Annotated in this window: 25 protein-coding genes; 11 read left to right on the top strand and 14 right to left on the bottom strand. The window is 67.3% G+C overall.

Annotation, left to right across the window (positions count from 1 at the left end):
• Positions 1 to 123 precede the first annotated feature (123 nt).
• The 3 genes from KVS69_RS09850 to KVS69_RS09860 are packed head-to-tail and all read right to left on the bottom strand — an operon-like array spanning position 124 to position 2,641.
• Positions 124 to 810 (bottom strand): HAD family phosphatase, encoded by a 687-nt coding sequence (locus KVS69_RS09850; RefSeq protein ID WP_217537921.1) that lies wholly within the window; start codon positions 808 to 810, stop codon positions 124 to 126.
• A complete protein-coding gene (locus KVS69_RS09855) occupies positions 807 to 1,526 on the bottom strand; it encodes a pseudouridine synthase (protein ID WP_217537922.1) in 720 nt (239 codons plus the stop codon). The genes KVS69_RS09850 and KVS69_RS09855 overlap by 4 nt, the downstream gene beginning before the upstream one ends.
• Complete coding sequence (locus tag KVS69_RS09860) at positions 1,523 to 2,641, bottom strand: class I SAM-dependent methyltransferase (RefSeq protein WP_217537923.1); 1,119 nt, start codon at positions 2,639 to 2,641, stop codon at positions 1,523 to 1,525. The genes KVS69_RS09855 and KVS69_RS09860 overlap by 4 nt, the downstream gene beginning before the upstream one ends.
• A 150-nt stretch (positions 2,642 to 2,791) precedes the next feature.
• Here KVS69_RS09860 and KVS69_RS09865 point away from each other — a divergent pair, with 150 nt between their 5' ends.
• The gene (locus tag KVS69_RS09865) at positions 2,792 to 3,055 is read left to right on the top strand and encodes a hypothetical protein (protein WP_068848976.1); all 264 of its coding nucleotides are present in this window, start codon (positions 2,792 to 2,794) and stop codon (positions 3,053 to 3,055) included.
• A gap of 42 nt (positions 3,056 to 3,097) precedes the next feature.
• Here the strand turns inward: KVS69_RS09865 and KVS69_RS09870 are convergent, their stop codons facing one another.
• Both KVS69_RS09870 and KVS69_RS09875 read right to left on the bottom strand, forming a co-directional pair.
• Positions 3,098 to 3,388, bottom strand: a complete 291-nt coding sequence (locus KVS69_RS09870; RefSeq protein ID WP_217537924.1) for a DUF3247 family protein — start codon at positions 3,386 to 3,388, stop codon at positions 3,098 to 3,100.
• A gap of 14 nt (positions 3,389 to 3,402) precedes the next feature.
• On the bottom strand, positions 3,403 to 5,388 hold the full coding sequence (locus KVS69_RS09875; protein ID WP_217537945.1) for a PAS domain-containing sensor histidine kinase: 1,986 nt from the start codon (positions 5,386 to 5,388) through the stop codon (positions 3,403 to 3,405).
• Positions 5,389 to 5,621: 233 nt separating this feature from the next.
• Between KVS69_RS09875 and KVS69_RS09880 the strand changes: the two genes are divergently transcribed.
• The gene (locus KVS69_RS09880) at positions 5,622 to 6,182 is read left to right on the top strand and encodes a DUF3016 domain-containing protein (RefSeq protein ID WP_217537925.1); all 561 of its coding nucleotides are present in this window, start codon (positions 5,622 to 5,624) and stop codon (positions 6,180 to 6,182) included.
• Here KVS69_RS09880 and alr read toward each other — a convergent pair.
• On the bottom strand, positions 6,169 to 7,245 hold the full coding sequence (gene alr / locus KVS69_RS09885; RefSeq protein ID WP_095364548.1) for an alanine racemase: 1,077 nt from the start codon (positions 7,243 to 7,245) through the stop codon (positions 6,169 to 6,171). The two genes, KVS69_RS09880 and alr, sit on opposite strands and share 14 nt — an antisense overlap.
• Positions 7,224 to 8,537 carry a D-amino acid dehydrogenase gene (locus tag KVS69_RS09890; RefSeq protein ID WP_217537926.1) on the bottom strand — a complete coding sequence of 438 codons (1,314 nt, stop codon included), beginning with the start codon at positions 8,535 to 8,537 and terminating at the stop codon, positions 7,224 to 7,226. Before KVS69_RS09890 ends, alr begins: the two co-directional genes overlap by 22 nt.
• 148 nt (positions 8,538 to 8,685) lie before the next feature.
• Between KVS69_RS09890 and KVS69_RS09895 the strand changes: the two genes are divergently transcribed.
• Positions 8,686 to 9,165, top strand: a complete 480-nt coding sequence (locus KVS69_RS09895; protein ID WP_068848966.1) for an Lrp/AsnC ligand binding domain-containing protein — start codon at positions 8,686 to 8,688, stop codon at positions 9,163 to 9,165.
• 79 nt (positions 9,166 to 9,244) lie between these two features.
• Here the strand turns inward: KVS69_RS09895 and KVS69_RS09900 are convergent, their stop codons facing one another.
• Positions 9,245 to 9,409, bottom strand: a complete 165-nt coding sequence (locus KVS69_RS09900) for a lana protein (RefSeq protein WP_068848964.1) — start codon at positions 9,407 to 9,409, stop codon at positions 9,245 to 9,247.
• 144 nt (positions 9,410 to 9,553) lie between these two features.
• Positions 9,554 to 9,937, bottom strand: coding sequence for a classical arabinogalactan protein 4 (locus KVS69_RS09905; RefSeq protein WP_217537927.1), 384 nt, complete (start codon positions 9,935 to 9,937; stop codon positions 9,554 to 9,556).
• A 129-nt stretch (positions 9,938 to 10,066) separates the two neighbouring features.
• Between KVS69_RS09905 and msrB the strand changes: the two genes are divergently transcribed.
• The 5 genes from msrB to KVS69_RS09930 all read left to right on the top strand — a co-directional run bounded on the left by msrB (position 10,067) and on the right by KVS69_RS09930 (position 13,510).
• The gene (msrB, locus tag KVS69_RS09910) at positions 10,067 to 10,534 is read left to right on the top strand and encodes a peptide-methionine (R)-S-oxide reductase MsrB (RefSeq protein WP_217537928.1); all 468 of its coding nucleotides are present in this window, start codon (positions 10,067 to 10,069) and stop codon (positions 10,532 to 10,534) included.
• Positions 10,535 to 10,750: 216 nt separating this feature from the next.
• On the top strand, positions 10,751 to 11,605 hold the full coding sequence (gene motA / locus KVS69_RS09915) for a flagellar motor stator protein MotA (protein ID WP_068848960.1): 855 nt from the start codon (positions 10,751 to 10,753) through the stop codon (positions 11,603 to 11,605).
• A gap of 9 nt (positions 11,606 to 11,614) precedes the next feature.
• Positions 11,615 to 12,592 carry a flagellar motor protein MotB gene (gene motB, locus KVS69_RS09920; RefSeq protein ID WP_095364551.1) on the top strand — a complete coding sequence of 326 codons (978 nt, stop codon included), beginning with the start codon at positions 11,615 to 11,617 and terminating at the stop codon, positions 12,590 to 12,592.
• 130 nt (positions 12,593 to 12,722) lie between these two features.
• The gene (locus KVS69_RS09925; RefSeq protein WP_217537929.1) at positions 12,723 to 13,220 is read left to right on the top strand and encodes a hypothetical protein; all 498 of its coding nucleotides are present in this window, start codon (positions 12,723 to 12,725) and stop codon (positions 13,218 to 13,220) included.
• Positions 13,221 to 13,234: 14 nt separating this feature from the next.
• Complete coding sequence (locus KVS69_RS09930; protein WP_068848955.1) at positions 13,235 to 13,510, top strand: DUF4031 domain-containing protein; 276 nt, start codon at positions 13,235 to 13,237, stop codon at positions 13,508 to 13,510.
• 37 nt (positions 13,511 to 13,547) lie between these two features.
• Here KVS69_RS09930 and KVS69_RS09935 read toward each other — a convergent pair whose 3' ends face one another.
• Complete coding sequence (locus KVS69_RS09935; protein WP_068848954.1) at positions 13,548 to 14,090, bottom strand: hypothetical protein; 543 nt, start codon at positions 14,088 to 14,090, stop codon at positions 13,548 to 13,550.
• Between the two features lie 101 nt (positions 14,091 to 14,191).
• Between KVS69_RS09935 and KVS69_RS09940 the strand changes: the two genes are divergently transcribed.
• Complete coding sequence (locus tag KVS69_RS09940; RefSeq protein WP_068854531.1) at positions 14,192 to 14,440, top strand: DUF3297 family protein; 249 nt, start codon at positions 14,192 to 14,194, stop codon at positions 14,438 to 14,440.
• Between the two features lie 51 nt (positions 14,441 to 14,491).
• On the opposite strand, the gene KVS69_RS09945 is transcribed toward KVS69_RS09940, so the two are convergent.
• The 3 genes from KVS69_RS09945 to KVS69_RS09955 all read right to left on the bottom strand — a co-directional run bounded on the left by KVS69_RS09945 (position 14,492) and on the right by KVS69_RS09955 (position 20,410).
• On the bottom strand, positions 14,492 to 16,135 hold the full coding sequence (locus tag KVS69_RS09945; RefSeq protein WP_068848952.1) for a Na+/H+ antiporter: 1,644 nt from the start codon (positions 16,133 to 16,135) through the stop codon (positions 14,492 to 14,494).
• Positions 16,136 to 16,202: 67 nt separating this feature from the next.
• Entirely contained in the window at positions 16,203 to 16,997 is a 795-nt protein-coding gene (locus KVS69_RS09950; RefSeq protein ID WP_217537930.1) for a class III extradiol ring-cleavage dioxygenase, read from the bottom strand.
• Positions 16,998 to 17,461: 464 nt separating this feature from the next.
• Entirely contained in the window at positions 17,462 to 20,410 is a 2,949-nt protein-coding gene (locus KVS69_RS09955) for an EAL domain-containing protein (protein ID WP_217537931.1), read from the bottom strand.
• A gap of 294 nt (positions 20,411 to 20,704) precedes the next feature.
• Here KVS69_RS09955 and KVS69_RS09960 point away from each other — a divergent pair, with 294 nt between their 5' ends.
• Positions 20,705 to 22,825, top strand: coding sequence for a M13 family metallopeptidase (locus tag KVS69_RS09960; RefSeq protein WP_217537932.1), 2,121 nt, complete (start codon positions 20,705 to 20,707; stop codon positions 22,823 to 22,825).
• A 208-nt stretch (positions 22,826 to 23,033) separates the two neighbouring features.
• On the opposite strand, the gene KVS69_RS09965 is transcribed toward KVS69_RS09960, so the two are convergent.
• On the bottom strand, positions 23,034 to 23,948 hold the full coding sequence (locus KVS69_RS09965; protein WP_217537933.1) for an oxygenase MpaB family protein: 915 nt from the start codon (positions 23,946 to 23,948) through the stop codon (positions 23,034 to 23,036).
• Positions 23,949 to 24,271: 323 nt separating this feature from the next.
• On the opposite strand from KVS69_RS09965, the gene KVS69_RS09970 reads away from it, so the two are divergent.
• Positions 24,272 to 24,886 (top strand): hypothetical protein, encoded by a 615-nt coding sequence (locus KVS69_RS09970; protein WP_184124514.1) that lies wholly within the window; start codon positions 24,272 to 24,274, stop codon positions 24,884 to 24,886.
• The last annotated feature ends 4 nt before the right edge of the window (positions 24,887 to 24,890 follow it).

Genomic DNA, 24,890 nt, shown 5'->3' on the forward strand with positions numbered 1-24,890 from the left:
ATTCCCGGTAGAGCCGACTGTTAGTCGGCTGCCTTTGGCGGGGTCTATGATCGCGCTTCGCGCTTAGCCGACTAACAGTCGGCTCTACCCTTCGGCTCTACCCTTCGGTTCTACCCTTCGGCTCTACCGTCCGCTTTGCAGCAGCGGCAGCAGCAGTGCGTGGGCGTCGGTGAGCGATTCCACGATGCGATGGCCGAGCGCGCGCAGGTCGGCATCCGGATGTACCAGGTCCGGCACCTGGATCGCGGTCATGCCGGCGCCTACCGCCGCGCGGATGCCGGCCGGCGAGTCTTCCAGCGCCAGGCAGCGCGCGGGATCCTTGCCCAGTTTCCGCGCCGCCAGCAGGTAGATGTCCGGCGCCGGCTTCGGGTGGGCCACGTCGCTGCTGGTGACCACGTGGTCGAAGTAACCCAGCAACCCCGCCGCCGCCAGTTTGCGCGACGCGCGCGGCTCGCGCGTGGACGTCGCCACCGCTCGCGGCAGGGCGTGTGCCTGCAGCAGCTGCAGCAGCGCCAGTATGCCGGGACGCAGCGGCAGCCCCTGCTGGGTGCGCGCTTCATACAGGTCGTGGCAGCGCGCATACAGCGCGGCCACCTGCCCGGCATCGATGTGGCGCAGCAGCCGCTGTTCGCAGTCACGGTCGCCCAACCCGACCATGCCCAGCCAGAAGTCATCGGCGAACGGCAGCTGCAGTTCCCCTGCGGCCTGCGACCAGCACGCAATGGACACCCGCTCGCTGTCGATCATCAGGCCATCCATGTCGAAGATGACCGCTTCAGGCAGGAACGGCAGGGCGGCGATGGCGGTCATGACGCGTCGGTGAGGTGCCCGGTGAACAGCATTTCCAGATCCGCCGCATCGAGCATGCGCCACTCGCCCTCGGGCAGGTCGCCCAGCGACAGCCCGCCGATGCGGCTGCGGTGCAATGCCTGCACGTGGTTGCCCACCGCCGCGAACATGCGGCGGGCCTGGTGGTAGCGGCCCTCGTGCAGCACCAGTTCGGCCTCGCGCGCCGAGCGCACGTGCAGTTCGGCCGGCAGCAGCGGCTTGTCGTCCGCTTCCAGCATCAGCGCGCCACTGGCGAAACGTGCCACCTCGTCACCGCGCAGGTCTTCGGCCACGGTGACCTGGTAGGCCTTGTCCAGCCGCGACTTGGGCGACACGATCCGGTGCAGCAGGGCGCCGTCGTCGGTCATCAGCAGCAGGCCACTGGTGTCGCGGTCCAGCCGGCCCACCGACGACAGCACCGGCGAACGCTCGCGGAAGCGCGGCGGCAACAGGTCGTAGATCAGCCGGCCTTTGTCCTTGGTCGAACAGGTGTAGTCACGCGGCTTGTGCAGCATCAGGGTCAGCCCCTGCGGCGGATCCAGCGGCTCCCCCTCGACCCGGATCGCATCGTGGGCGACCTGGTCATCGGCGTACAGCACCTCGCCGTCCGCATCGGTGATGAGCCCCTCGCGGAACATGCCCTGCACCTGCTTGCGGCTGCCATAACCCAGGTTGGCCAACAGTTTCACCAGCTTCATGCGCGGCCCCCGCGGCCCCACTTCGGCTCGTCGCTGCGCGGGGCCCTGGCGGGGGTAGGGCTCTTGCTGGCCTTGGTCGCCTCGATCAGCTTGAAGCCGTCGCGTTCCGCAGCCACGCGCACTTGGCCGAAGCTTTCATTGAGGATCTGCTCGTACGGCAGGTGGCGGTTGGCCACCAGCCACATCCGCCCGCCCGGGCGCAGCGCCTGCGCGGCCACGGCGATGAAGCGCTGGCCGATGTCCGGGCGGTCGGCACGCGAGGGAGTGTGGAACGGCGGGTTGGTGACGATGAAGTCGTACTGCGCCTCGATGCCGGCGGTCACGTCCTGCCAGTGGAAGCCCAGCTTGGCCGGCTTGCCCAGTGCCTCCAGATTGACCCTGGCCAGCGCCAGCGCGCGGCCTTCGGCCTCGAACAGGTCCAGCGCGCTCACCTGCGGGCAGCGCTGCAGCACTTCGCTGGACAGGTAGCCGAAGCCGGCGCCCAGGTCCGCGCCGCGGCCGGCCAGGTCGGCCGGCAGCTGTTCCACCAGCAGCGCCGAGGCCGGGTCGATGCGGTCCCAGGCGAAGATGCCCGGGCGGCTCTGGAAGCGCCCGCCCAGGATCGCGCGCGGCGCGTCCAGCGCGGCCCAGCGCTGGGCCAGGGCCGCGTCATGCTGGCCGTCCAACGGCGCGGTCCAGTACACCCGGCAGTGGTTCTTGGTCATCTTGCCGCCCAGCCCGGCCAGCTGCTGCAGGTCGCCTTCGCCGGAGCGGGCGCCTTCGTTGTTGTGCTGGCAGGCCACCACGATGCCGCCCGGGGCGGCCAGTGCCAGCGCGCGGGCAAACAGCGCGCGGGCTTCTTCACGCTGGCGCGGCGGCAGCACCAGCACCAGCGCGTAGCGGGTGCTGTCATCGGCCAGCTGCTGCTCGTCGCGCACGGTCCAGCCACTGGCTTCCAGCGCATCGGCGAACGGGCGGAAGCTCTGCTCGCAGACCAGCTGGCCCGGCTGGGCGTGCTCGCGCAGCGGCCAGCCATCGCGGGCACGCAGGAACAGCACCGGCCCGGACGGCCAGGTCAGCGCGCCGCCGAACGGCAGGAACAGGGTTTCCAGGGGGGCGTCGTGCTGGGCAGCCATGGGGGCACATCTTGAAAAGAGACCGCCATTCTACCGTTTCGGCCGATCGGCCCCGTTCGGCGGCCGATTTGCGTTTATTCAACGCTGCCTTGATGCCATCGCAACAGGCTGTCGGTCAGGGTGAAGGCTCATTCGCAACGGAGGTAGCTCATGCGCGCATTGTTCGTCGGTGGCGTGGTCGACAACAGCGAAATGGATCTGGAGGGCGCACAGCCGCCGGTGCACTACCCCGAGGACACCGGTGGTGGGCATTCGAGGTACCGGTTGCACCAGGTGGGCAAGCAGGCCGATGGCGCCGTGGCCTATGCGGTGTACGGCGCGCCCGACATGGCCGATGACGAAGTCGCCCGGATTGCGGATGAGCGCGCCTACGCGCGCCGCTTCGAAGCTGAGCCGGAAGTCTTCACGCATTGAGGAAAGGCGCGTGCCGGGCAAGGCCCGGCACGGCCCGGAGCGTCATTCCACCGGGGGCAGCTGGCGGATCGCGCTGATCTCATCCAGCCACAGCACATGCTGCTGCACCGGGGCATCCAGGTCATCCAGACGCAGCTGGCCGTTGCTGCCTTCGTTCTCTTCCGCATCGCGGTACTGCTGCACGGTGGGCTGTACCGCCACGGTGCCGAGCAGGCGGCGGCCGTCTTTCAGGGTGACTTCGACCTGGGTCTGGCCTTTGAACTGGGGCAGCAGGGCCTCGAGCTGGGCGATGTCGGCCGGGTTCGTGTGAATGCGGGGGGCGATGCGGGACATGCGGTTCCTTTGATTCAATTCCGTCCGGCCAGGACGCTGCGTACTGCGGTGACCAGCTGGGCGACCGAATAGGGTTTGGCCACGTGTTCCTGGAAGCCCGAGGCCAGCGCGCGCTTGCGGTCGTCGGCACGGGCCAACGCGGTCACCGCCACGATCGGCAATGCGTTGGCATCGAGGCCGAAGTCCTGGCGCAGCGCACTCACCAGCCCATACCCGTCCATGCCCGGCATGCCGATGTCGGTCAGCAGCACATCCACCGCCTCATGGCCGCCGGCATCCAGCAGTGCCAATGCTTCGCCGGCCGAAGCCGCCGCGGTGACCTGTGCGCCCTGCTCTTCCAGCAGCCGGCGCAGGTATTCCAGCACTTCGGGTTGGTCTTCCACCGCCAGCAGGCGCAGGCCCTTGAGCGGGTACGGCTCGATCAGCTGTTCGCGGATCGGGCCACTGAACACTTCGCGCAGCGGCCGGCCATCGGCCTGGGGCTGGTAGCGCGGCAGCTGCACGGTGAATTCCGCACCCTGGCCTTGGCCTTCGCTGTTGGCCGTGACCGTGCCGCCATGCAGTTCCACCAGCTGCTGCACGATCGCCAGGCCCAGGCCCAGCCCGCCATGGCGGCGGGTGGTGGTGCCATCGGCTTGGCGGAAGCGGCTGAACAGATGGCGCAGGAACTCCGGCGCAATGCCGTCGCCCGAATCGGCCACGGTCACTGTCCAGTGATCACCGTCGGTGGCCAGGGTGACCGTGACCGAGCCGGCGGCGGGGGTGAACTTGATGGCGTTGCTGAGCAGGTTCCACAGCACCTGCTGCAGGCGCGTGGCATCGCCCAGCACCAGCGCCGGTTCGTCAGGCATGACCAGCCGGGTTTCCAGCGCCTTGCCTTCGGCTACCAGTTCCTGGGCGCGCATGGCCTCGGTGAGCTGGGCGCGCAGATCCAGCACTTCCACTTCCAGCTGCACCTTGCCCAGCAGCATGCTGCTCAGGTCCAGCATGTCCGAGATCAGCCGCTTCTGCGCCATGGCGCTGTTGGCGATCACGCCCAGCCCCTTGAACAGCGGGCTGGTGCTGTCCACGCGCTGCAGCAGCAGCTCGCTCCAGCCCAGGATGGTGGTCAGCGGCGTGCGCAGCTCGTGCGAGAGCGTGGCCAGGAATTCGTCCTTCAGCCGCGCCATGCTTTCAGCGGCATTGCGCGCGGCACGCTCGGACTGCAGCAGCTCTTCGCGCGCCATTTCGATTTCGCGGCGGTTGGTAACGTCGGTGCTGCTGCCAGCCAGGCCGATGAACCGGCCCATGCGCGAGAAGCGTGGCTGGGCGCTCATTTCCAGCCAGCGCCACTGGCCATCGGCGCGCAGCCCGCGCACCAGCACCTGCATGGAGCGCTGCGCCTTGATCGCGGCCTGCAGCTCGTAATCGAACACGGACACATCGTCGGGGTGGACCAGGCCGCGCCAGACATCTTCCGGCACGCGCTGTTCGTCACCGCCGAAGAATTCGCTGAAGGCGCTGTTGACGAAGCGCGCATGCGCGCGTTCGTCCAGCACCCACACGGGCATGGGCAGGCCATCGGCCAGCGCGCTGAAACGCGCCTCGCTCTCGGCCAGCTCCACTTCGATCTGCTTGCGGTTGGTGATGTCGAAGAAGAGCACAGCGACGCGATGTTCGTGCGGCTCGCCTACCCGCATCGCCTCGACCGCATACCAGCGGCCCAGCGCGCGTGCTTCCAGCTCGAACTGCTGGGAACGCCCGGTCAGGGCGATCTGGCCGTACACCCGGTACCACTCCGGTTCGTGGGTCGGCTGTAGTTCGCTCATCAGCCGGCCCGAGGCCTGGTTCAAGCCGGTGTTGCGCTCGAAGGCATCGTTGACTTCCAGGAACCGGTAGTCGACCCCCACGCCGTCTTCGATCATCACCTCGATGATGCAGAAGCCAGCGCTGAGGCCTTCCAGCACGCTGCGGTGCAAGGAAGGATCGGACGCCGAAGGCACGTACGGGGCGCGTTCCAGGGTTGAGGCGGGCAGGCTGGGCAAGGGCGTCAAGAGGGGCAACTGGTGGAACGGAGGGAGACAGCATCTTCCAGAGCGCGTATTCGTAGCGTCAAGCGCCCCCTGCCGGTTTGACGTAAGTGAATTGCCGGCTACCAGGGATCCTGCCTGCCGTTTCCGGCAATTGTCCCGCTGGCGGATCAGGATCACACTCAGTACCGACCTTCTTCCGCCGCTCCGACCGAGGCAACGCCATGAACCGCAAACCCTTGCTGGCTGGTGCTCTGGGCTGTCTGCTGCTGCTTGTCGGCAGCGCGTCGGCCGCCCCGCGCACCGTCACCGACCCCAAGGCGCCCCGCGCGCTCACCGGCGAAAGCCCGGTCCAGGTGAAGTGGACGGACCCGGCCCAGTTCACTGAAATCCGCAGCAGCACCAACCGGTTCGAGGCCCAAAGCGGCAACTGGGTGCAGCAGCTTGCCGACTACCTGCGCAGCAGCGCCAGCAAGCGCCTGCCCCCGGGCCAGACCCTGGACGTGGAGATCACCGACATCAAGCGGGCCGGCGAGTTCGAGCCGCAGAACGGCCCGCGCGGCAATGACGTGCGGATCATGCGCAACATCTATCCGCCGCGGATGACCCTGACCTTCACCCTGCGCGACGCCACCGGTGGGGTGGTCCGCCAGGGCGAGGAGAAGCTGATCGACATGAACTACCTGGGCAACACCGGCCTGCTCAGCAACAACGACCCGCTGCGCTATGAGAAGCGGATGATCGATGACTGGCTGCGGCGCCTGCTGCCGCCTACGCGCCGCTGAGCACCCGCGCCACGCGCTTGACCGCACACGGCAGCTGGTAGGCGCTGACCTTGCACAGCGGTGCCAGCACGTCCAGGCGCGGGGCATCGCCCCACAGGGTGACGGTGCTGCCCACCCCGGCCTGCGGCAGGTCGGTCAGGTCCACGGTCAGCATGTCCATCGAGACCCGGCCGATCAGGTGGCCGGGCTGGCCATCGATCTGGACGGGGGTCCCGTTCGGCGCGAACTGCGGGTAGCCATCGGCATACCCCAGCGCCACCACGCCCACGCGGGTGGGGCGTTCGGCCACGAAGCGGGCGCCGTAGCCGACCGGTTCGCCCGAAGCGATCTCACGGACCGCGAAGATCTTCGACTGCATGGTCATCACCGGGCGCAGGCGCTCGGTAAAGGCGTTGTGCTTCTGTAGCGGGTTGGCCCCGTACAGCATCAGGCCCGGGCGCACCCAATCGCTGCGCACGTCCGGCCAGCCCAGCAGGGCCGGTGAATTGCACAGGCTGGTTTCGCCGGCCAGGCCGTCGATGGTGGCGGCGAACAGGTCCGCCTGCTCACGCGTACGCGGGCTGTCCAGTTCGTCGGCGCGGGCCATGTGGCTCATCAGCACCATCGGTGCCACCTGCGGAAGCGCCGACAGCCGCGCGTGCGCGGCGCGGAAATCTTCGGGCGACAGGCCCAGGCGGTGCATGCCGCTGTCCAGCTTTAACCAGATCTGCAAGGTGGCGTCGGTCTGGAACGCCTCCACCGCGTCCACCTGCCACGGCGCGGCTACCGCGAACCACAGGCTGTGCTGCACGATCAGCGGCAGCTCGTCGGCATCGAAGAACCCTTCCAGCAGCAGGATCGGCGAGGTGATGCCGGCCGCGCGCAGTTCCAGCGCCTCTTCAATGCAGGCTACCCCGAACGCATCGGCTTCGCCGTCCAGCGCGCGCGCGCAGGCCACGGCTCCGTGGCCATAGGCATCGGCTTTTACCGCGGCCAGGGTCTTGCGGCCGCCGCCCAGTTCACGGGCCAGGCGGAAGTTGGAGCGCAACGCCTCCAGGTCAATCAACGCGCGGGCTGGGCGCATGCATTCGGTTCACTGTGTTGGACGGACGCGGCGTGGTGGCCGCCATAACGGAAGATATCCAGGCCTTCGGTGCTGATCTGCGGCTGGCGCGCGCTCATCAGGTCGGCCAGGTAGCGGCCCGAGCCGCAGGCCATGGTCCAGCCCAGCGTGCCGTGGCCGGTGTTGAGGAACAGGTTGCGGTACGGGGTGGCGCCGATCACCGGCGTGCCATCCGGGGTGGCCGGGCGCAGCCCGGTCCAGAATTCGGCGCGCGACAGGTCGCCGCCATCCGGGTACAGGTCGCCCACCACCTTTTCCAGGGTGGCGCGGCGGCGCGGCGACAGCGACAGGTCGAACCCGCCCACTTCGGCCATGCCGCCCACGCGGATGCGGTCGTCGAAACGGGTCACTGCCACCTTGTAGCTCTCGTCCAGGATGGTCGAGGTCGGCGCCATCGCCGCGTTGGTGATCGGCAGGGTCAGCGAGTAGCCCTTCAGCGGGTACACCGGCAGGTGCATGCCCAGTGGGGCCACCAGCGACGGCGAATAGCTGCCCAGCGCGACCACGTAGCGGTCGGCGGTTTCGACCTTGCCGTCGATGCGCACGCCGGTGATGCGGTCGCCGTCGGTTTCCAGCCCGGCGATGTCCTGGTCGAAGCGGAATTCCACCCCGGCATCCATCGCCATCTGCGCCAGGCGGCGGGTGAACAGCTGGCAGTCGCCGGTCTGGTCGCGCGGAAGCCACAGCGCGCCCACCAGCTTGTCGGCCACGCTGGCCAGCGCCGGTTCGTGGGCGATGATGCCGGCGCGGTCCAGCACTTCATACGGCACGCCGTACTGGGCCAGCACTTCGATGTCCTGCGCCGAGGCATCCAGCTGCTGCTGGGTGCGGAACAGCTGGGTGGTGCCCAGGTCGCGGCCTTCAAACGCAATGCCGGTCTGCGCACGCAGCTCGTTGAGGCAGTCGCGGCTGTATTCGGACATGCGCACCATGCGCGCCTTGTTGATGGCGTAGCGCTCGTGCGTGCAGTTACGCAGCATCTGCGCCAGCCAGCGGTACTGGTTCAGGTCCAGACCGGGGCGGATCGCCAGCGGCGCATGTTCGGAGAACAGCCACTTCACCGCCTTCAGCGGCACGCCCGGGGCGGCCCACGGCGAGGTATAGCCGAACGACAGCTGGCCGGCGTTGGCGAAGCTGGTTTCCAGCGCCGGGCCGGGCTGGCGGTCCACCACCGTGACTTCAAACCCGGCCTGCCGCAGGTACCAGGCACTGGTCGTGCCGATTACCCCACTGCCTAGGACTAGAACGCGCATGAGACCTCTCCAACCCGATCATTCCCTGCACTGGAGCGTGCCGGGACCATAATTGAGGAAGTATATTCCGGCCAAACCAAGCAATTTTGCTGTTTTTGGCGTCTCAGGCAGGATATTGTCCCGCCAACACCACTGAGAGGCTGACGCCATGGCCGCCCGTGCCCGCGAGCTGGACAAGATCGACCGCAAGATCCTGCGCATCCTGCAGGAGGAGGGGCGCATTTCCTTCACCGAACTGGGCGAGCGCGTCGGGCTGTCCACCACCCCCTGCACCGAGCGGGTGCGCCGGCTGGAGCGCGATGGCGCCATCACCGGCTATTACGCACGGCTGGACCCGCAGTACCTCAAGGCCAGCCTGCTGGTGTTCGTGGAGATCAGCCTGGCCTACAAATCCGGCGACATCTTCGAGGAGTTCCGCCGCGCAGCGCTGAAGCTGCCCAACGTACTGGAATGCCACCTGGTCTCGGGCGATTTCGATTACCTGCTCAAGGCGCGCATCAGCGAAATGGCCTCCTACCGCAAGCTGCTGGGCAGCACCCTGTTGACCCTGCCGCACGTGCGCGAATCCAAGAGCTACATCGTGATGGAAGAGGTCAAGGAAACGCTGACCCTGCCGATTCCGGACTGACCCGCCCCGCACCGACCCTCGCAAACGCAAAAGGCGGCGCGCTTGCGCGCACCGCCTGTGTAGCTGCCGACCAGAGGCATCAACGCTGCTGTTTCTGGTCCTGGTGGCGCTGGTCCTGCTGTTTGCCACCCTTCTGGTTCTGCTGATCCCATTGCTGCTGGTTCTGCTGGCCGGATTTCTGGTTCTGCTGGCCCTGCTGTTCCTGCGGCATCTTGCCGGGATTGCCCTTCTGCTGATTAGCCATAACTGCACCTTCTGAGCTTGGGGATGCGCGTTGTTGCGGCGCACGTACAGACTCGGCGACGGGCGGTTAATCGCAGGCGAAATTGCAGTGAGCTGCGGCGTTGACACCGATGACTGCGGGCATTGGTTGTGAAACGTTCATGCATCAGGGCTTGATGCGTTGGCCATCACCGGCGGGCACCGCGTCGTAATAGCGGCCGGTGCGCGTATCCAGTACGCGGTTGGGGCCAGCCTGCTTCATGCCCGGCACGATGCGGCCGTGTCGGTCATACACCTTGGGTGGCGCGGTGGTGGCCGGCGGCGGAGGCGGCACCACCTGGGCCGGCCCCTGGCTCTGGATGGGGTGGGTGCGCAGCTGCTGCGTCGTCTGCGCCGGGGTGTTCACCGGCGCGGGCAACGGCGCCTGCGCAGGTACCACGGGGGTGGGCGGGCGGGTATCGGTGGGTTTGCGTGGCGCGGCCATCTGCGCCACCGCGACCAGCGGCAGCAGCACGGCCAGCGACACGACACCCCGGAAGAAGCGTTTCATGGCGGCGGACTCACGACGTGACATGCATTCACCCTGCGCCAGCGCGCGTGTCAGCACCATGAATGCCATCGGCGCTTGCCCCCGGGCGCCGCCGCCCCCATTTTCCTGCCATCCCCACGAGGACCACCCATGACCGCATTCGATCTCTCCCCGCCCAGCGACGCCCAGCGCGACACGCTGGTGGCCGGGCTCAGCGCCGACGAGCGCCGCGTCCTGCTCCAGCACGGCACCGAAGCCCCGTTCTGTGGGGTGTTCCTGGACAACAAGCAGGACGGCGTCTACGGCTGCCGCCTGTGCGGCCTGCCGCTGTTCCGTTCCAGCACCAAGTTCGACTCCGGTACCGGCTGGCCGAGCTTCTTCGCCCCGTTCGACCCGGACCATGTGCGCGAAATCCGTGATGTCAGTCATGGCATGGTGCGAACTGAAATCGTTTGCGCCCGCTGTGACAGCCATCTCGGTCACGTGTTCCCGGATGGCCCGGCGCCGACGTTCGAGCGGCATTGCCTGAATTCGGTCTCGCTGTCGTTTACCCCAAATGGCCAGCCGTATCCGGATCCGCTGCAGCGCGGGGGAGCCGAGGCCCAGCCAGCGGGTTGAACGGCCCGGCAATGCGTGCCCACCAACGGTGGGCACCTACCAGGGGGCGGCACCCTCCGGACGAGGCGGGTCGGCACCCTCCGGGCGATGCACCGGTAGGTACCCACCGTTGGTGGGTACGACGTGCCGGCCAAAACTGTGACGTCCGACCAAGCCCCCCTTCAGAATGCGCGCGCCAGGCCGACATGGTGATATCCCCACCGCCGCGCCCGCCCCATGCTCATCATTGTTGGCTTCCTCATCGTCATCCTCAGCGTGCTCGGCGGCTATGTCGGCGCGCACGGCAAGCTCGGCGCGCTGTGGCAGCCCTATGAGCTGGTCATCATCGGTGGCGCGGCGCTGGGCGCGTTCCTGGTCGGCACCCCGCTCAAGACCGTCAAGCAGACCCTGCAGGCCACGGTGGGCGTGTTCAAGGGCCCGCGCTACAAGCAGCAGGACTACATCGATGTCCTGAGCCTGCTCTACGAACTGCTCAACAAGGCCCGCCGCGAAGGCTTCATGGCGCTGGAAGACCATGTCGAGCGCCCGGCCGACAGCGCCATCTTCGCCAACTATCCCAAGGTGCAGGCCGACCACCACCTGGTCGACTTCATGACCGACTGCCTGCGCCTGATGATCGGCAGCAACATCGAACCGCACGAGCTGGAACCGCTGCTGGAAATGGAACTGGAAAAGCACCACGCCGAAGCCATGCAGCCCTCGGCCGTGCTCAACAAGGTCTCCGACGGCCTGCCCGGCTTCGGCATCGTGGCGGCGGTGCTGGGCATCGTGATCACCATGGGCTCGATCGGTGGCGAAATCACCGAAGTGGGCGCGCACGTGGCCGGCGCGCTGGTGGGTACCTTCCTGGGCATCCTGCTGGCCTACGGCTTCGTCAGCCCGCTGGCGGCGGCCGTGGAAGCACGCGCCGAGCAGGACAGCCGCATCTATGAGTCGGTCAAGACCGCCCTGCTGGCCTGCCTGCGCGGCTACAACCCGAAGATCGCGCTGGAGTTCGCGCGCAAGACCCTGCCGTCCAACGTGCGTCCGGGCTTCAGCGAATTCGAACAGCACCTCAAGACGGTCAAGTAAGGCACCGCCATGGCCGAGAACAAACCCACCGTCATCGTCCGCCGGGTCAAGAAGGGCGGCCACGCCGCGCACCATGGCGGCGCCTGGAAGGTGGCTTACGCCGACTTCGTCACGGCCATGATGGCGTTCTTCCTGGTGCTGTGGCTGATGGCGGCCACCACCAAGCCCGAACGCGCGTCCATTTCCGAATACTTCCGCAACCCCAGCCCGCTCACGGGGCAGAGCCCCACGCCCGCCCCGGGCATGGCCGGCCCGGGTGGCGCCAGCACCTCGATGATCAAGCTGGGCGGCGCCACCGATGTGTCGCGCGGCAACAGCAACGACCCCTTCCAGAACCACCAGGCCGAGCGCCCGGTGCCGCAGGAAGACGAGCGGGAGCGTGAGAAGAAGCAGCTGGAAGTGCTCAAGCAGGAACTGGAAGAAGCGATCAGCAAGAGCCAGGCGCTGGAGCCGTTCAAGGACCAGCTGCTGCTGGACCTGACCCCGGAAGGCCTGCGCATCCAGATCGTGGACAAGCAGAACCGGCCGATGTTCGACATGGGCAGTGCCGCGCTGAAGACCTACACCCGCGACATCCTTCGCGAGCTCTCGCAGTTCATCAACCACGTGCCGAACCGGATCAGCATCACCGGCCATACCGACATCACCGCGTACAACGCCGCCCATGGCTACAGCAACTGGGAGCTCAGCGCCGACCGCGCCAATGCCGCCCGGCGTGCGCTGCTCGATGGCGGCATGGCCGACGACAAGGTCACCCGCGTGGTCGGCCTGTCCTCCTCGGTGCTGTTCGACAAGACCCAGCCGGACAACCCGATCAACCGCCGCATCAGCATCGTGGTGATGACCAAGGCCGCCGAAGCCGCCGCGCTGGCCGGTTCGGGCCAGGAAGTGGCGCTGTCGCCGACCGTCCAGGACGCCGACATCCAGGCGGCCCAGGGCGCGCCGGCACCGGCCCCGGCCGCTGCCCCCGTCTCCGCTTCGCCCTGAGCCCTTCGGGCGTAACGACCAACGGTCGTTACCTATCGGGGGGTGTGCATGGCCATGAGCCGCTCGTCCCAGCATCCCCGCGCAACCCCCACTACAATGGCGGTCTTTCCCGTACCGATAGACCGATTCCATGTCCAAGCAGTCCAAGGCCAAGCGCGACAAGCGCAAGAAGCTCCAGCCCAAGCGCCCGATTAACCGCCTCAACGCCCAGCAGCCGGTCCAGAACCATGCCGTGCTGACCAATGAAGAAGGCCAGGTGGTCGCTGCGATCGGCCTGCAGGGCACCGAATGGCTGCTGGCCATCGGCGGCCAGACCATGGGCAACGCCGACAACCCGGTGCCGATGCTGGCCATGCTCAAGCACCTCTCCAATGTCCAGGAGAAGGAAGGCCGCAAGGTCACCCTGGAATACTCGACCCAGCTGCAGCAGCTGATCGACGACCTGGCCGCCGATGAAGGCAAGACCGCCGACGAGTACCTGAGCCAGCTGGTTTCCGAGTTCGAAGGCGTGGAAGGCGAAGAAGGCGACGACGCTGACACCGCTGCCGAAGACGCCCCGGCCGCCGAACCGGCTGCCGAGGACGCCGAAGCCACCCCGGCCGCCAGCGACGACAAGCCGCAGGCCTGAGCCACGGCCACCCGGTGACAGTCTATATCGACGATGCGGTACACCCCTGGCGCGGCGAGCGCTGGGCGCATCTGATGGCCGACACCCTGCCCGAGCTGCACGCCATGGCGGCGCAGCTCGGGATTCCCCGGCGGGCCTTCCAGAACCGCCGCAGCGGCGCGCATTACGACGTCCCCGCGCCCCTGCGCCTGCAGGCCATCGCGCTGGGTGCGACCGCCATTTCCCGGCACACCGACCGGGCGCTGGTCAAAGCCGTCATCGCCAACGCCAGATCGCAATACACGGCCTGATCCGCCGGTAGCACCCGACCGTGGGTCGGGTGACCTGTCAGAACGGATCCGAGCCCGGCCGCACTTCCACCCCCAGCAGCGAACACAGCGCCAGCATGGCGTCATCATCGCGCTGCAGTGCCATCCAGCCGGCCAGGCCGCCGTTGCCGGTATCCACGCTCCACAGCGAGTAATTGTGCTCGCGCAGGCGGTCGTAGGCGGTGCCCATCAGCCGCGGCGCGTCGACGTGGGCGGCAAAATCCTCGTCATCCAGGTCGCCACCCCAGTCCAGCTGCAGGTTCCAGCGCGCGGACAGCTCATTCACCGCCGACACCAGCGCATCGGTGTCTTCACGCTCCACCTCGAAGCCGGACTGCCAGGCAATGGCGGCCATCAGCGGCGGCAGCCAGTCGGCCTCCTCGTCGATCTCCTCACCGTTCTCCAGCAGCGCCTCGCGCCAGCGGTTGAACTGCTGCAGGCCCAGTTCCTCGTCGCCCGGGTTGATCAGCACGAACAGGTTCCAGATCCGGGCCTCGAAGTCGTCTTCGTCGAAATCGCGTTCGTCTTCTTCGAAGTCGAAATAGTCGCTGTTGTCGGGCATGGCCGGTATTCCTGGAGACAGGCAGGCATTCTGCCACGGCCACCCTACGGTTATCCTGTGTGCCTGAAGATGGCCGTGGTGGCTGTCAGCATCCAATGACCATGAGCGATACCCCTCCCGATCACCTGGCGATCAACCCCACCAGCCCCTTCCACGATGCCGCAGCGCTGGAGCGCGGCGTGGGCATCCGCTTCAACGATGTCGAGCGCGACAACGTCGAGGAATACTCGGTCAGCGAAGGCTGGATCCGCGTGCAGGCCGGCAAGGCCCGCGACCGCCGGGGCAACCCGATGACCATCAAGGTCAAGGGCACCGTGGTGGCGTATTACCTGGATCAGAAGCCGGAATAATCGGTCAACCGACCCACGGTCGGTTGCTACCCGGGATTGACGGCTGCGCCGTCAATCCTTTTGCCGGGTTTCCAGCAGGTCCAGGTTGCGGATCAGCTTGCGCGAGATCTCGTCGGAAATCCGCCCGCGCCGGGTCAACCGGAACAGTTCTTCGCGTTCGGCGGTCAACCCGGCACTGCGCAGCTGCCGGTAGCCCTGCTCCATGCGCCGCACCTTTTCCGGGTCCGCATCCGGGCCCTGGTCTTTTTCCAGGTTGCGCTGGTACAGCAGGCTCACCCGTGAGGCCGCATCGTTGTACAGCTGCACGTTGTCGGTGGTCTGGTTCTGCACCAGTTGCTGGCGCATGCGCTCCACCCCGGCCAGCGCGGCCTTCGAGGCCAGCCGCCGCGCCAGGTCTTCTTCCTTGCGCTCGCCCGAATCCGCCGGCAGTTCCAGCCCCTTGAGCAGGCGCGGCAGCGCCACGCTGGCACCGACCAGCGACACCAGGATCACCGCCGCGGCCAGGAAGATCACCAGGTCGCGTGCCGGGAAGGCGCTGCCATCGGGCAGGAACAGCGGCAGGGTCAACACACCGGCCAGCGTGATCGCACCGCGTACGCCGGCCACCGAGGTGGCCACCACGATGCGCCACGAGGTGCCTGGCCGCGCCTCACCGCGATGCTTGGCACGCAGCACGCTCCAGCGCAGCGACAGCCACACCCAGGCCAGGCGCAGCAGCACCAGGGCCAGGTTGATCACCACCACGTACACCAGCAGCCACCACGCACTCTGGTGCCCGCTTTCGCTCACCGTGGTCATGGCGCGGTCCACGATGCCCGGCAGCTGCTCGCCCAGCAGCACGAACATGATGCCGTTGAAGGAGAACTGCAGCATGTTCCACACCGCCATGCGCTGCACGCGCATGCTGCCCGACACGCGGCCGGTAAGCTCCACATAGCTCATGGTGATACCGGCGGCCACCGCCGAGAGAATGCCCGAGGCGTTGGCCTCTTCGGCCAGCAGGTAGGCCGCGAACGGAATCAGCAGGTTGACCAGCAGCGCCGCGCCTGGCTCTTCGCCGAAGCGCCGCCACAGCCAGCGCTGGAAGGTGGACACACCGAGCGTCACCGCCACGCCGATCGCCAGGCCGGCCACCGCCACCCACAGGAACGTCACCGAGGCCGTTGCCAGCGAGAAGGTACCGGTCATCACCGCGGCCACCGCGAAGCGGAAGCAGACCAGGCCGGAGGCATCGTTCAACAGCGATTCGCCCTCCAGGATGTGCATCAGCCGCTTGGGAATCGGCGCGCGCGACGCGATCGAACTGACCGCCACCGGGTCGGTCGGCGAAATGATCGCCGCCAGTGCGAACGCCACCGCCAACGGCATCACCGGAATCATCCAGTGGATCAGCAGGCCCGCGCCGATCACGGTAAACACCACCAGCCCAAAGGCCAGCTCCAGGATCACGCCCTTGTCGCGGAACAGGCCCTGTTTGGGAATGCGCCAGCCGTCCAGGAACAGCAGCGGCGGCAGGAACAACAGGAAGAACATCTCCGGCTCCAGCGCGTGGCCACGGTTGAACACCCCCGCAATCACCGCACCCAGGCCGATCTGCACCAGCGGCAGCGGCAGCGACAACGGCAGTACGCGGACCAGGTAGCCGCTGGCGACCACCGCCACCAGCATCGCCAGGACGACTTCAATCGTATGCATGCATTTTCCAGAGAGCCTGGAAAAAAATTACCACACCCACCCCGAACCGCGTCCTACAACGGCAAACTCAGGCCGCCTGCCCGTCGAAGCGGTAGATGTCCATCGCCAGCATGCCCGCATCGATGCCGGCATCGATGCGCTGCGCGCCCAGCACCTCACCGCCGGCGGCACCAAGCGCGAAATGCAGCGGTTGGAAGTGCTCGTCGGTGGGGTGCGCACGTTCGGCATACGGCGCCTGCCGGCGGTAATCGAGCAGCGCGGCGCTGTCGTTGGCCTGCAGGCGCTGCTCCACCCATTCGATGAAGGGGCGCACATAGGGCGCTTCGCCGCCGCGCTGGTAGTCGCGGAAGTCGTGCAGGTTGTGGGTGATGCTGCCCGAGCCGACCAGCAGCACGCCCTGTTCGCGCAGCGGCGCCAGCGCGCGGCCCAGCGCGAACTGGTGGGCCGGGCCCTGCAGCGGCTGCAGCGCCAGTGGCACCACCGGAATGTCAGCCTGCGGGTAGAGCAGGCGCAGCGGCACCCACGCGCCGTGGTCGAGGCCACGGGTCGGGTCCACGCCGGTGGGCAGCCCGGCGGCCACCAGCCGCTGCGCGACCTCCTCGGCCAGGGCCGGGTCGCCCGGCGCCGGGTACTGCAGGTCGAACAACGCCTGCGGGAAGCCGCCGAAATCATGGATGGTCGGCGGCTGCGGGTGCGCGCCCACCACCGGCTGGCGGGTCAGCCAGTGCGCCGAGGCCATCACGATCGCGCGCGGGCGCGGCAGCTGCGCGGCCAGCTCGGCCAGGCGCACGCCGACCAGCCCCGGCTGCAACGCGGTCATCGGCGAACCGTGGGAGATGTACAGCGAGGGCAGGCGGGTCATGGGGGCTCCAGGAGGCGAATGCACCGAGAACGATGCCGACCCAGCTTATTGATTTCACCGGTGATGATAAATGCCAAAACCAGTGCGCATTGTTCCACTGATGGCGCACCCTGGGTGACATCTACTGAGTGATATCTACCGGGTGACATCTACTGGGTGCCATCTACTGGGTGCCATCTACTGGGTGCCATCTACTGGGTGACATCTACTGTGTGACATCTACTGGGTGACACCTACTGGGTGACATCTACCGGGTGACATCTACTGGGTGACATCTACTGGTTACATCTACTGGTTACATCTACTGGTGACATCTACTGGTGACATCTACTGGTGACATCTACTGGTAGCGCCGACTGTTAGTCGGCTGCTCTTCGCCACAGCATATGGCTGCCCGTAGCCCTGCGCCTGGTGATGCAGCCGACTAACAGTCGGCGCCACCGTTCGGCATGCCGGCCGCCGTTTTACGCGGCGGCGGTTTCCAGCCGTCCTATCACGTCGGCCAGCGGCGCCGGCCGGCCCAGCAGGAAGCCCTGCACCTGGTCGCAGCCGTGCGCGGCCAGCCATTCGTGCTGACCCGGGGTTTCCACGCCTTCGGCGATCACGGTCAGGCCCATGCTGTGGCCCAGCGACAACAGCGCGCGGCAGATCGAGGCGTTGCGCGGGTTGGTTTCCACATCGGCCACGAAGCTGCGGTCGATCTTCAGGATGTCCAGCGGCAGGTGCTGCAGGTAGGACATGTTCGAATAACCAGTACCGAAATCATCCAGCGAAATATGGATGCCCTGCTCGTGCATGCGCTGCATGGTCTGCTTGGCCTGGCCCGGCTTGCGCATCAGGCTGCTCTCGGTCAGCTCCACGTGCAGTGCGCCGCGCGCCAGCCCGAATTCCTGGCTGGCACGGCTGAACTCGGCCACCAGGTCGCTGTTGAAGAACTGCACCGCCGAGACGTTCACCGCGATCGGCAGGTCCCAGCCGGCATCCACCAGCTGGCGCTGCGCACGCGCTGCTTCACGGATCACCCAGCGGCCCAGCGCCAGGATCAACCCGGTGTCTTCGCACAGCTGGATGAACTCGCCCGGCGGAATGAAGCTGCCATCGGCCTGCGGCCAGCGCAGCAGCGCCTCCAGCGCCGCCGGGCTGCCATCGCTGGCGTGGCAGATCGGCTGGAAGTACAGCGCGAATTCGGCATCGATCGCGCTGTGGATGCGCCCGGCCAGCCGCAGCCGGTCGGCCAGCCGCGAACTCACCGCGCTGTCGAACCAGGCAATCACGCTGCCTTCGTCGCGCGCGGCATGCGCGGCCTGCGCGGCCATGCCGATCACCTGTTCGGCACTGACCACATCGCCGTCGAACTTCACCGCCACGCCAATGCGCGGTTCGAACTGGTGCAGCCAGTCCTGTCCGCGCACGGGTTCGGAGACGGTCTGCACCAGCGTATCCAGCGCGGTCTGGCGCTCGTGGTCGTCGCGGATGGCGAAGATGAAATCCTCGGCCGGCTGGAACGCCAGCAACCCATAGCGCACGCCCAGCCCACCCAGGCGCTTGGCCATGGCCTGCAGCACCACGTCGCCCACTTCGCGGCCCAGGGTATCGGCCACCAGCTGCAGGCCACGGAACTGCACGTAGGCGATGGTGTAGCTGCCGCCGTCCTCATCCAGCTGCGCGGCCAGCGCGCGCGTGTTGAGCAGCCCGGTGGCCGGGTTGTGGGTGGCGTGGTAGGCCAGGTCACGCTCATAGGCCATGCGGTCGCTGATGTCCTCGGCCAGCACCAGGCAGGCCTCGCGCCCGTCGAAGTCCAACCGCGCCAGGTGCGCGCGCACTTCGAATACGGTGCCGTCCTTGCGCCGGTGCAGGCGCACCTTGGCATCCTGCAGGTCGCCGCTGGCGGCGTTGGCAATCGCGCCGCGGATTTCCTCCCAGCCTTCGCGTGGGCGGATGTCCAGGATGCTCATCGCCAGGAATTCGTCGCGGCTGTAGCCGTACTGGCGCACCGCCGCTTCGTTCACTTCCAGGAACCGCAGCGTGTCCGGATCGAACACCCAGAACGGTGCCGGGTTGCGGTCGAACAGCAGGCGGAACTGGCGCTCGGCCTGCTGCGCGCGTGCCAGCGCCTGGACCCGCTCGCTCACGTCGGTGAGCGCGCCGATCATGCGCCGCTCGCGGTCGCTGCCACCCACCTGCTGGCCACGCGCCGATACCCAGTGCGTGGCACCACCGGGCAGCACGATGCGGAACATCTCATCCAGCACGCCATTGCCGGCAAACGCATCGTCGAACGCCGCCTGCAACCGCTGTGCATCCTCGTGGTGCACCCGGTTGAAGAAATCGGCCACCGGCAGGGAATCGAGCGGGATGCCGAAAATTTCCCGCGCCAGCGGCGACCAGCGCAGCACCGAGGCGTCCTCGTCCACCGTCCAGGTGCAGATCTTGCCGACCTGGTGGGCCATGCGCAGCTCGGCATGGCCGGTGCGCAGCTCCTCGCTCATCGCATCCTGGCGGCGGGTGGCACGGCGCAGGCTGGTGTAGACCAGCGCGAACGCCCCCCAGTACAGCAGGTACAGGCCGATCGAGGCCTGCACGTAGGGCCACCACGGCGCCAGCACATCCTGCCGGCCCAGCCCGGCGTACACCGCCAGCGGGTATTCGGCCAGCGTGGTGAGGGTGGTGATGCGCTCGACCTTGTCGATGGGACTGTGTTCGACGCCCAGCGGCAGCACCGTATCGCTGCCCAGCAGGTCGCGCCGCTGCAGTTTGAACTGCTGGCCGGTCAAGCCGTCGTTGTCGGGGCTGCGCGCCAGCAGGTGGCCGGTGACATCACTGATGGAGAGCACGCCGTGGAGGCCGATATCCAGCCCGCTGATGATCGACTGCAGCTCGCTGGTATGCAGCCGGCTGAGCAGCCACCGGTCCTCGCCCATGCGCAGCGCCAGCGGCAGCACCCAGCGGCGCATGCCCAGGTCCTGCGGCGGGCCCAGATACAGCTGGCTGTCCTGGCCACGATGGGCCTCCACCGCCCACAGCGGCAGGGTCAGGTCACCGCCCCCGCTGGTCAGCGCACGGCCGAACTGGTCCACCACCACGATGCTTTCCAGCTCCGCATGCCGCTGCAGCACCCCATCGATGGCCTCGTCCAGCAGGTCCGGTGCCTGCGCCGGCACGTGCTCGAACAGCTGCGCGCCGTCGGCGGCGATGCCGCGCATGGCGCGTTCCAGGTTGCGCAGTTCCAGTCGCAGCAGGCGCTGCGAACCGGTGGCCAGCGCCGTACTCTGCCGCTGGGCGGCCTCCAACCGGCGTTGGTAATCATTGGCCAGCATCACCAGCAGGCCCGCACCGAGCAGCAGGCCCAGGCCGATGCCCAGCCACACGATGGTGCGCAGCGGCCGCGCCATGGGCTGGCTCAGCGCGGGCATCGCGTACCTCTACCTCGGTGACGGCCTGACTTCATGTAAACGCTTCCTGGTTTCCCCAAACCTGAGCGGCCGACGTCGCAATTTCTTGACGTCTCTCTTGCCCGTTCCCAACGGGCAAGGCCTTGGCCCAGCGCCTTGCCCCCAGCATGCACCAGCCCGCCCGGCTCGGGAAGGGGTGCGACAGCCGTCACACCTTGACGCAGCCCAATGCGGCCACAACTCCCGCCAGATCCCGCCGGTTCCCGGGCCGGGCGGCGGATTAGACTTGGGGTTTCCCCGTTGCCTGAGAACTTCATGTCCAAGCTGCGCCGCCCCACCCTGATGCTTGCCATTGCCGCCAGCCTGTCGCTGGGCCTGGCCGCCTGCGACCGCGATGCGGCCGCGCCGACCGCCGCCCCGCCGGCCGATACCGCCGCCCCGCCCGCCGCGCCCAAGCCGCAGCTGGGCAGCTTCGGCTTCGATGCCGCCGGCATGGACCGCAGCGTCGCCGCCGGCGATGACTTCTTCGGCTTCGCCAACGGCAGCTGGGTCAAGAACACCGAAATTCCGGCCGACCGCTCCAGCTACGGCAGCTTCAACGTCATTTCCGAGAAGACCCTGGCCGACACCCGCGCCATCCTCGAAGGCGCCGCCGCCGATACCAAGGCCAGCGGCGAAACCAAGCTGATCGGCGATTACTACGCCGCCTTCATGGACGAAGCCGGGATCGAATCGCGCGGCATGGGCGCGATCAAGCCCGAGCTGGATGCCATCGGCGGCATCGGCGACAAGGCCGCGCTGGCCACCGCCCTGGGCGGCACCCTGCGCGCCGACGTGGACCTGCTCAACGCCACCAACTTCTACACCGACCGCCTGTTCGGCACCTGGGTGTCGGTGGACCTGCTGCAGCCGGACCGCAATGCGCCCTACCTGGTGCAGGGTGGCCTGGGCCTGCCTGACCGCGACTTCTACCTGCAGGGCGGCCGCATGGCCGATATCCGCAAGCAGTACCAGGCCTATATCGCCCAGGTGCTGCAGCTGGCCGGCGTAGCCGACCCGGCCGCCAAGGCGCAGCGCATCCTGGCGCTGGAAACCCGCATCGCGCAGGCGCACGCCACCCAGGAAGAAACCAACGACGTGGCCAAGGGTGCCAACGCGTGGAAGCAGGCCGACCTGAGCGCGAAGGCGCCGGGCATGGACTGGGCCGCGTTCCTGGCCGCCGCCGGCCTGGACAAGCAGGACGACTTCATCGTGTGGCAGCCCAAGGCCGTGGCCGGCATCTCGCGCCTGGTCGCCACCGAACCGCTGGATGTGTGGAAGGACTACCTGACCTTCCACGCCCTGGACCGCGCCGCGCCGTACCTGCCCAAGGCACTGGCCGATGCGCGCTTCGCCTTCCACGGCACCACCCTCAACGGCACCCCGCAGCAGAGCGAGCGCTGGAAGCGTGCGGTGGATGAGAGCAACACCGCCGTGGGCGAAGCGATCGGCAAGCTGTATGTCGAAAAGCACTTCGACCCGGCCACCAAGGCGCGCGCCGATGAAATGGCAAAGAACATCATCGCCGCCTTCGCCAAGCGCATCGACGCGCTGGAATGGATGTCGCCGGAAACCAAGGCGCACGCCAAGGCCAAGGTCGAAGGCCTCACCGTGGGCATGGGCTACCCGGACAAGTGGCGCGATTACACCGGCCTTGAAGTGAAGCGCGACGATGCGCTGGGCAACGCCGAGCGCGCCAGCCAGTTCGAGTACCGCCGCAACCTGGCCAAGTTGGGCCAGCCGGTGGACCACAGCGAATGGGCGATGCTGCCGCAGACCATCAACGCCATGAACGTGCCGCTGGAGAACCGCCTGGTGTTCCCGGCCGCGATCCTGCAGCCGCCGTTCTTCGACGGTGCCGCCGACGATGCGGTGAACTACGGCGCGATCGGCGCGGTGATCGGCCATGAGATCAGCCATGGCTTCGACAACGCCGGTGCGCTGTTCGATGAAACCGGCAAGCTGCACAACTGGTGGACGGCCGAGGACCTGAAGAAGTTCAATGCCGCCGGCGATGCGCTGGCTGCGCAGTTCAGCAGCTACCAGCCGTTCCCGGGCGTGTCGGTCAACGGCCGCCTCACCCTGGGCGAGAACATCGCCGACGTGGCTGGCCTGGCGACGGCCTACGACGCCTACCAGCTGTCGCTGCAGGGCAAGCCGGGCCAGACCCTGGAAGGCTTCACGCCTGACCAGCGCTTCTTCCTGGGCTTCGCCCAGGCGTGGCGCAGCAAGGCCCGCGAACAGGCCCTGCGCAATTCGCTGCTGACCAACGTGCACGCCCCCGGCCAGTTCCGCGCGCTCACCGTGCGCAACCTGGACGCGTGGTACCCCGCCTTCGAGGTGAAGGACGGCCAGAAGCTGTACCTGGCCCCCGAAAAGCGGGTCAAGGTGTGGTGACAAGAACGGGCGCTTCGGCGCCCGTTTTTTTGGGGGGAATGTACCCGCTGGTAGCGTCGGCTCCCAAACGACTGCCGATGGCGATGATCGGCACGGGGACGCATGACGTTGAACGGAGAGACACCTTCGTTTCAGGTCATGCGTAAATGAAATCGCACACGTTATCGGCAGTCGTTTGGGAATTGACCCTACCGATCCGTCATCCGGTTCACCAATGGGCGAGCGTGCTTGTTGGCACGCCTACACGCGCGCAGGCGCGCGCCGCTACGCCGTCCTGCAGCGCGCGGCGGAACAAGGGCGACATGCCCTGCAGCAACCGCGCGGAAGCCCGTGCCTGGGTGCGCTGCAACGGCGTGCGTTCGAGCATCGTCGTGGCCCACTCTGGAAGCAGCGCAGCACCGGCGCCGAGGAACAGTTCGCGCGAAAGCCCCGCCATCGGTACCGGCAGCCGGATGCTGGACAACACCGCCAGCACTTCACGTGAGCGCGCATCGAACCGCAGCAGCGTCTGCTGCCGCGCGAAGTACGCTTCCACCTCCGCTTCCGAAGCCGGCACATCGGTGGCACCCAACGCTTCGGCCACGCGCCGGTACTCGTCGTAGTACCGGTCGGCGATGGGCTCCGGCACCTCGCGGCAGTAACGCCGGTAGCCCTGCAGGAAGCCGTATGCCTCGGTGACATGCACCCAGGTCAGCAACGCCGGATCATCTGCCGAATACGCCTGCCCATCCTGCGTCTGCCCGCGCACGTGTGCGTGGATGCGCTTCACCTTCCCGACCAACGCCTCCACTTCGCCCGACGCCGCGTAGCTGGTACATGCCACGAACGCCGTGGTGCGGCGCAGCCGCCCCACCAGGTCATCGCGGAAGTTGGAATGGTCATACACCCCGGCCAGCGCGAGCGGGTGCAGGGTCTGCAGCATCAGCGCGCACAGCCCGCCGGCCAGCATCCCCGGAAACTCGGCATGCACCCGCCAGGTCACGCTATCGGGCCCGAACCAGCCCGGTTCGCCCAGCGGGTGGTCGTAGTCAATCCCGCTTTGCCCACGCGGGAAAGCCCCCAGCACCCAGCGCCGGATCGGCACGGTAGCGGGGGCGGTGAGACGGTGCAGCAGTGACGACATCAGGGGCCTTCCAGGGGGTCGAGAGGACCGCGATCCTGCGCGGTTGCGTCAATTCTGCGTGATCCATGACGCCCGGGCCACGCTGTTGCGTCATCTCACCCATGAATTGTGCAAGTGCAGCAGAAAACCGGGCCGGTTTTTCAGTTTTTCGAGCAGTTTTCGATGACGCATCGCGCAAAAAATTCGGCTCGCCACGTATTCAGTTAAGACCCCTGCGGCGTTTTGTCGCACTGCCCATTGCCAAGCGAAATGAAAGTGCTAGAACTGAACCCGCCTCACCGTCCGTCCAAATGCGCCGCTGCACGTTCCCGAAGGAGCCCGTGATGATCGCTTTGTTCAAAGGTTTAGGTTTACTGCTCCAGGACAACGAGCTCTACGGCAGCCCGTTCGAAAAGCAGGTCGCGCATTGGCGCAGCAAGAGTGAGCAGCAGATCCGCGAAGAAGTGGCCACCCTGGCAAAGGCCAAGGGCCAGTGGCTGATGGCGTCCATCGTTGGGTGGCAGGCGGCCTCGCTGCTGATCCTCGGGCTGATCGCCAACTACCTGTGGAAGGACGACTTCCATATCACCTTCACCCGCGTGGTGATCGTGTTCGGCTCGTGGGTCTCGATCCTGTTCGTGATCTGGTTCATGGCCAACATGTTCGACCACACCGCCGGCTTCGAGCGCTGGATGAAGGCGTTCAACAGCCGGGCGCGGATCACCTCCGATGCCGACACCGTGGAATGCGTGGCCGAAGCGCTGGACATGGCCCAGCTCTACCCGGAAGTGCTCGATTACAAGCAGGCGGTCACTGCCAGGCGTGAGCTGCGCCACGAAGACATCCGCATCATGCGGGAGATCGGGCGCATGAAGCAGCATTCGGAACTGGTCGGCCAGCTCAACCACGTCGGCGAACCCGACCCCGGCCAGAACCTGCACCTGCAACCGGCCTTCTGACCCC

Source organism: Stenotrophomonas sp. GbtcB23, assembly GCF_019091045.1.
GTDB lineage: Bacteria > Pseudomonadota > Gammaproteobacteria > Xanthomonadales > Xanthomonadaceae > Stenotrophomonas > Stenotrophomonas rhizophila_A.

Excerpts from the sequence above, each read along its gene's own strand:
- KVS69_RS09855 (WP_217537922.1), bottom strand. The coding sequence starts at position 1,526 with ATGAAGCTGGTGAAACTGTTGGCCAACCTGGGTTATGGCAGCCGCAAG.
- KVS69_RS09940 (WP_068854531.1), top strand. The coding sequence starts at position 14,192 with ATGAGCGATACCCCTCCCGATCACCTGGCGATCAACCCCACCAGCCCC.
- KVS69_RS09870 (WP_217537924.1), bottom strand. The coding sequence starts at position 3,388 with ATGTCCCGCATCGCCCCCCGCATTCACACGAACCCGGCCGACATCGCC.
- msrB (WP_217537928.1), top strand. The coding sequence starts at position 10,067 with ATGACCGCATTCGATCTCTCCCCGCCCAGCGACGCCCAGCGCGACACG.
- KVS69_RS09970 (WP_184124514.1), top strand. The coding sequence starts at position 24,272 with ATGATCGCTTTGTTCAAAGGTTTAGGTTTACTGCTCCAGGACAACGAG.
- KVS69_RS09935 (WP_068848954.1), bottom strand. The coding sequence starts at position 14,090 with ATGCCCGACAACAGCGACTATTTCGACTTCGAAGAAGACGAACGCGAT.
- KVS69_RS09900 (WP_068848964.1), bottom strand. The coding sequence starts at position 9,409 with ATGGCTAATCAGCAGAAGGGCAATCCCGGCAAGATGCCGCAGGAACAG.
- motB (WP_095364551.1), top strand. The coding sequence starts at position 11,615 with ATGGCCGAGAACAAACCCACCGTCATCGTCCGCCGGGTCAAGAAGGGC.
- KVS69_RS09945 (WP_068848952.1), bottom strand. The coding sequence starts at position 16,135 with ATGCATACGATTGAAGTCGTCCTGGCGATGCTGGTGGCGGTGGTCGCC.
- motA (WP_068848960.1), top strand. The coding sequence starts at position 10,751 with ATGCTCATCATTGTTGGCTTCCTCATCGTCATCCTCAGCGTGCTCGGC.
- KVS69_RS09905 (WP_217537927.1), bottom strand. The coding sequence starts at position 9,937 with ATGAAACGCTTCTTCCGGGGTGTCGTGTCGCTGGCCGTGCTGCTGCCG.
- KVS69_RS09960 (WP_217537932.1), top strand. The coding sequence starts at position 20,705 with ATGTCCAAGCTGCGCCGCCCCACCCTGATGCTTGCCATTGCCGCCAGC.
- KVS69_RS09890 (WP_217537926.1), bottom strand. The coding sequence starts at position 8,537 with ATGCGCGTTCTAGTCCTAGGCAGTGGGGTAATCGGCACGACCAGTGCC.
- alr (WP_095364548.1), bottom strand. The coding sequence starts at position 7,245 with ATGCGCCCAGCCCGCGCGTTGATTGACCTGGAGGCGTTGCGCTCCAAC.
- KVS69_RS09925 (WP_217537929.1), top strand. The coding sequence starts at position 12,723 with ATGTCCAAGCAGTCCAAGGCCAAGCGCGACAAGCGCAAGAAGCTCCAG.
- KVS69_RS09860 (WP_217537923.1), bottom strand. The coding sequence starts at position 2,641 with ATGGCTGCCCAGCACGACGCCCCCCTGGAAACCCTGTTCCTGCCGTTC.
- KVS69_RS09865 (WP_068848976.1), top strand. The coding sequence starts at position 2,792 with ATGCGCGCATTGTTCGTCGGTGGCGTGGTCGACAACAGCGAAATGGAT.
- KVS69_RS09895 (WP_068848966.1), top strand. The coding sequence starts at position 8,686 with ATGGCCGCCCGTGCCCGCGAGCTGGACAAGATCGACCGCAAGATCCTG.
- KVS69_RS09965 (WP_217537933.1), bottom strand. The coding sequence starts at position 23,948 with ATGTCGTCACTGCTGCACCGTCTCACCGCCCCCGCTACCGTGCCGATC.
- KVS69_RS09955 (WP_217537931.1), bottom strand. The coding sequence starts at position 20,410 with ATGCCCGCGCTGAGCCAGCCCATGGCGCGGCCGCTGCGCACCATCGTG.
- KVS69_RS09880 (WP_217537925.1), top strand. The coding sequence starts at position 5,622 with ATGAACCGCAAACCCTTGCTGGCTGGTGCTCTGGGCTGTCTGCTGCTG.
- KVS69_RS09950 (WP_217537930.1), bottom strand. The coding sequence starts at position 16,997 with ATGACCCGCCTGCCCTCGCTGTACATCTCCCACGGTTCGCCGATGACC.
- KVS69_RS09850 (WP_217537921.1), bottom strand. The coding sequence starts at position 810 with ATGACCGCCATCGCCGCCCTGCCGTTCCTGCCTGAAGCGGTCATCTTC.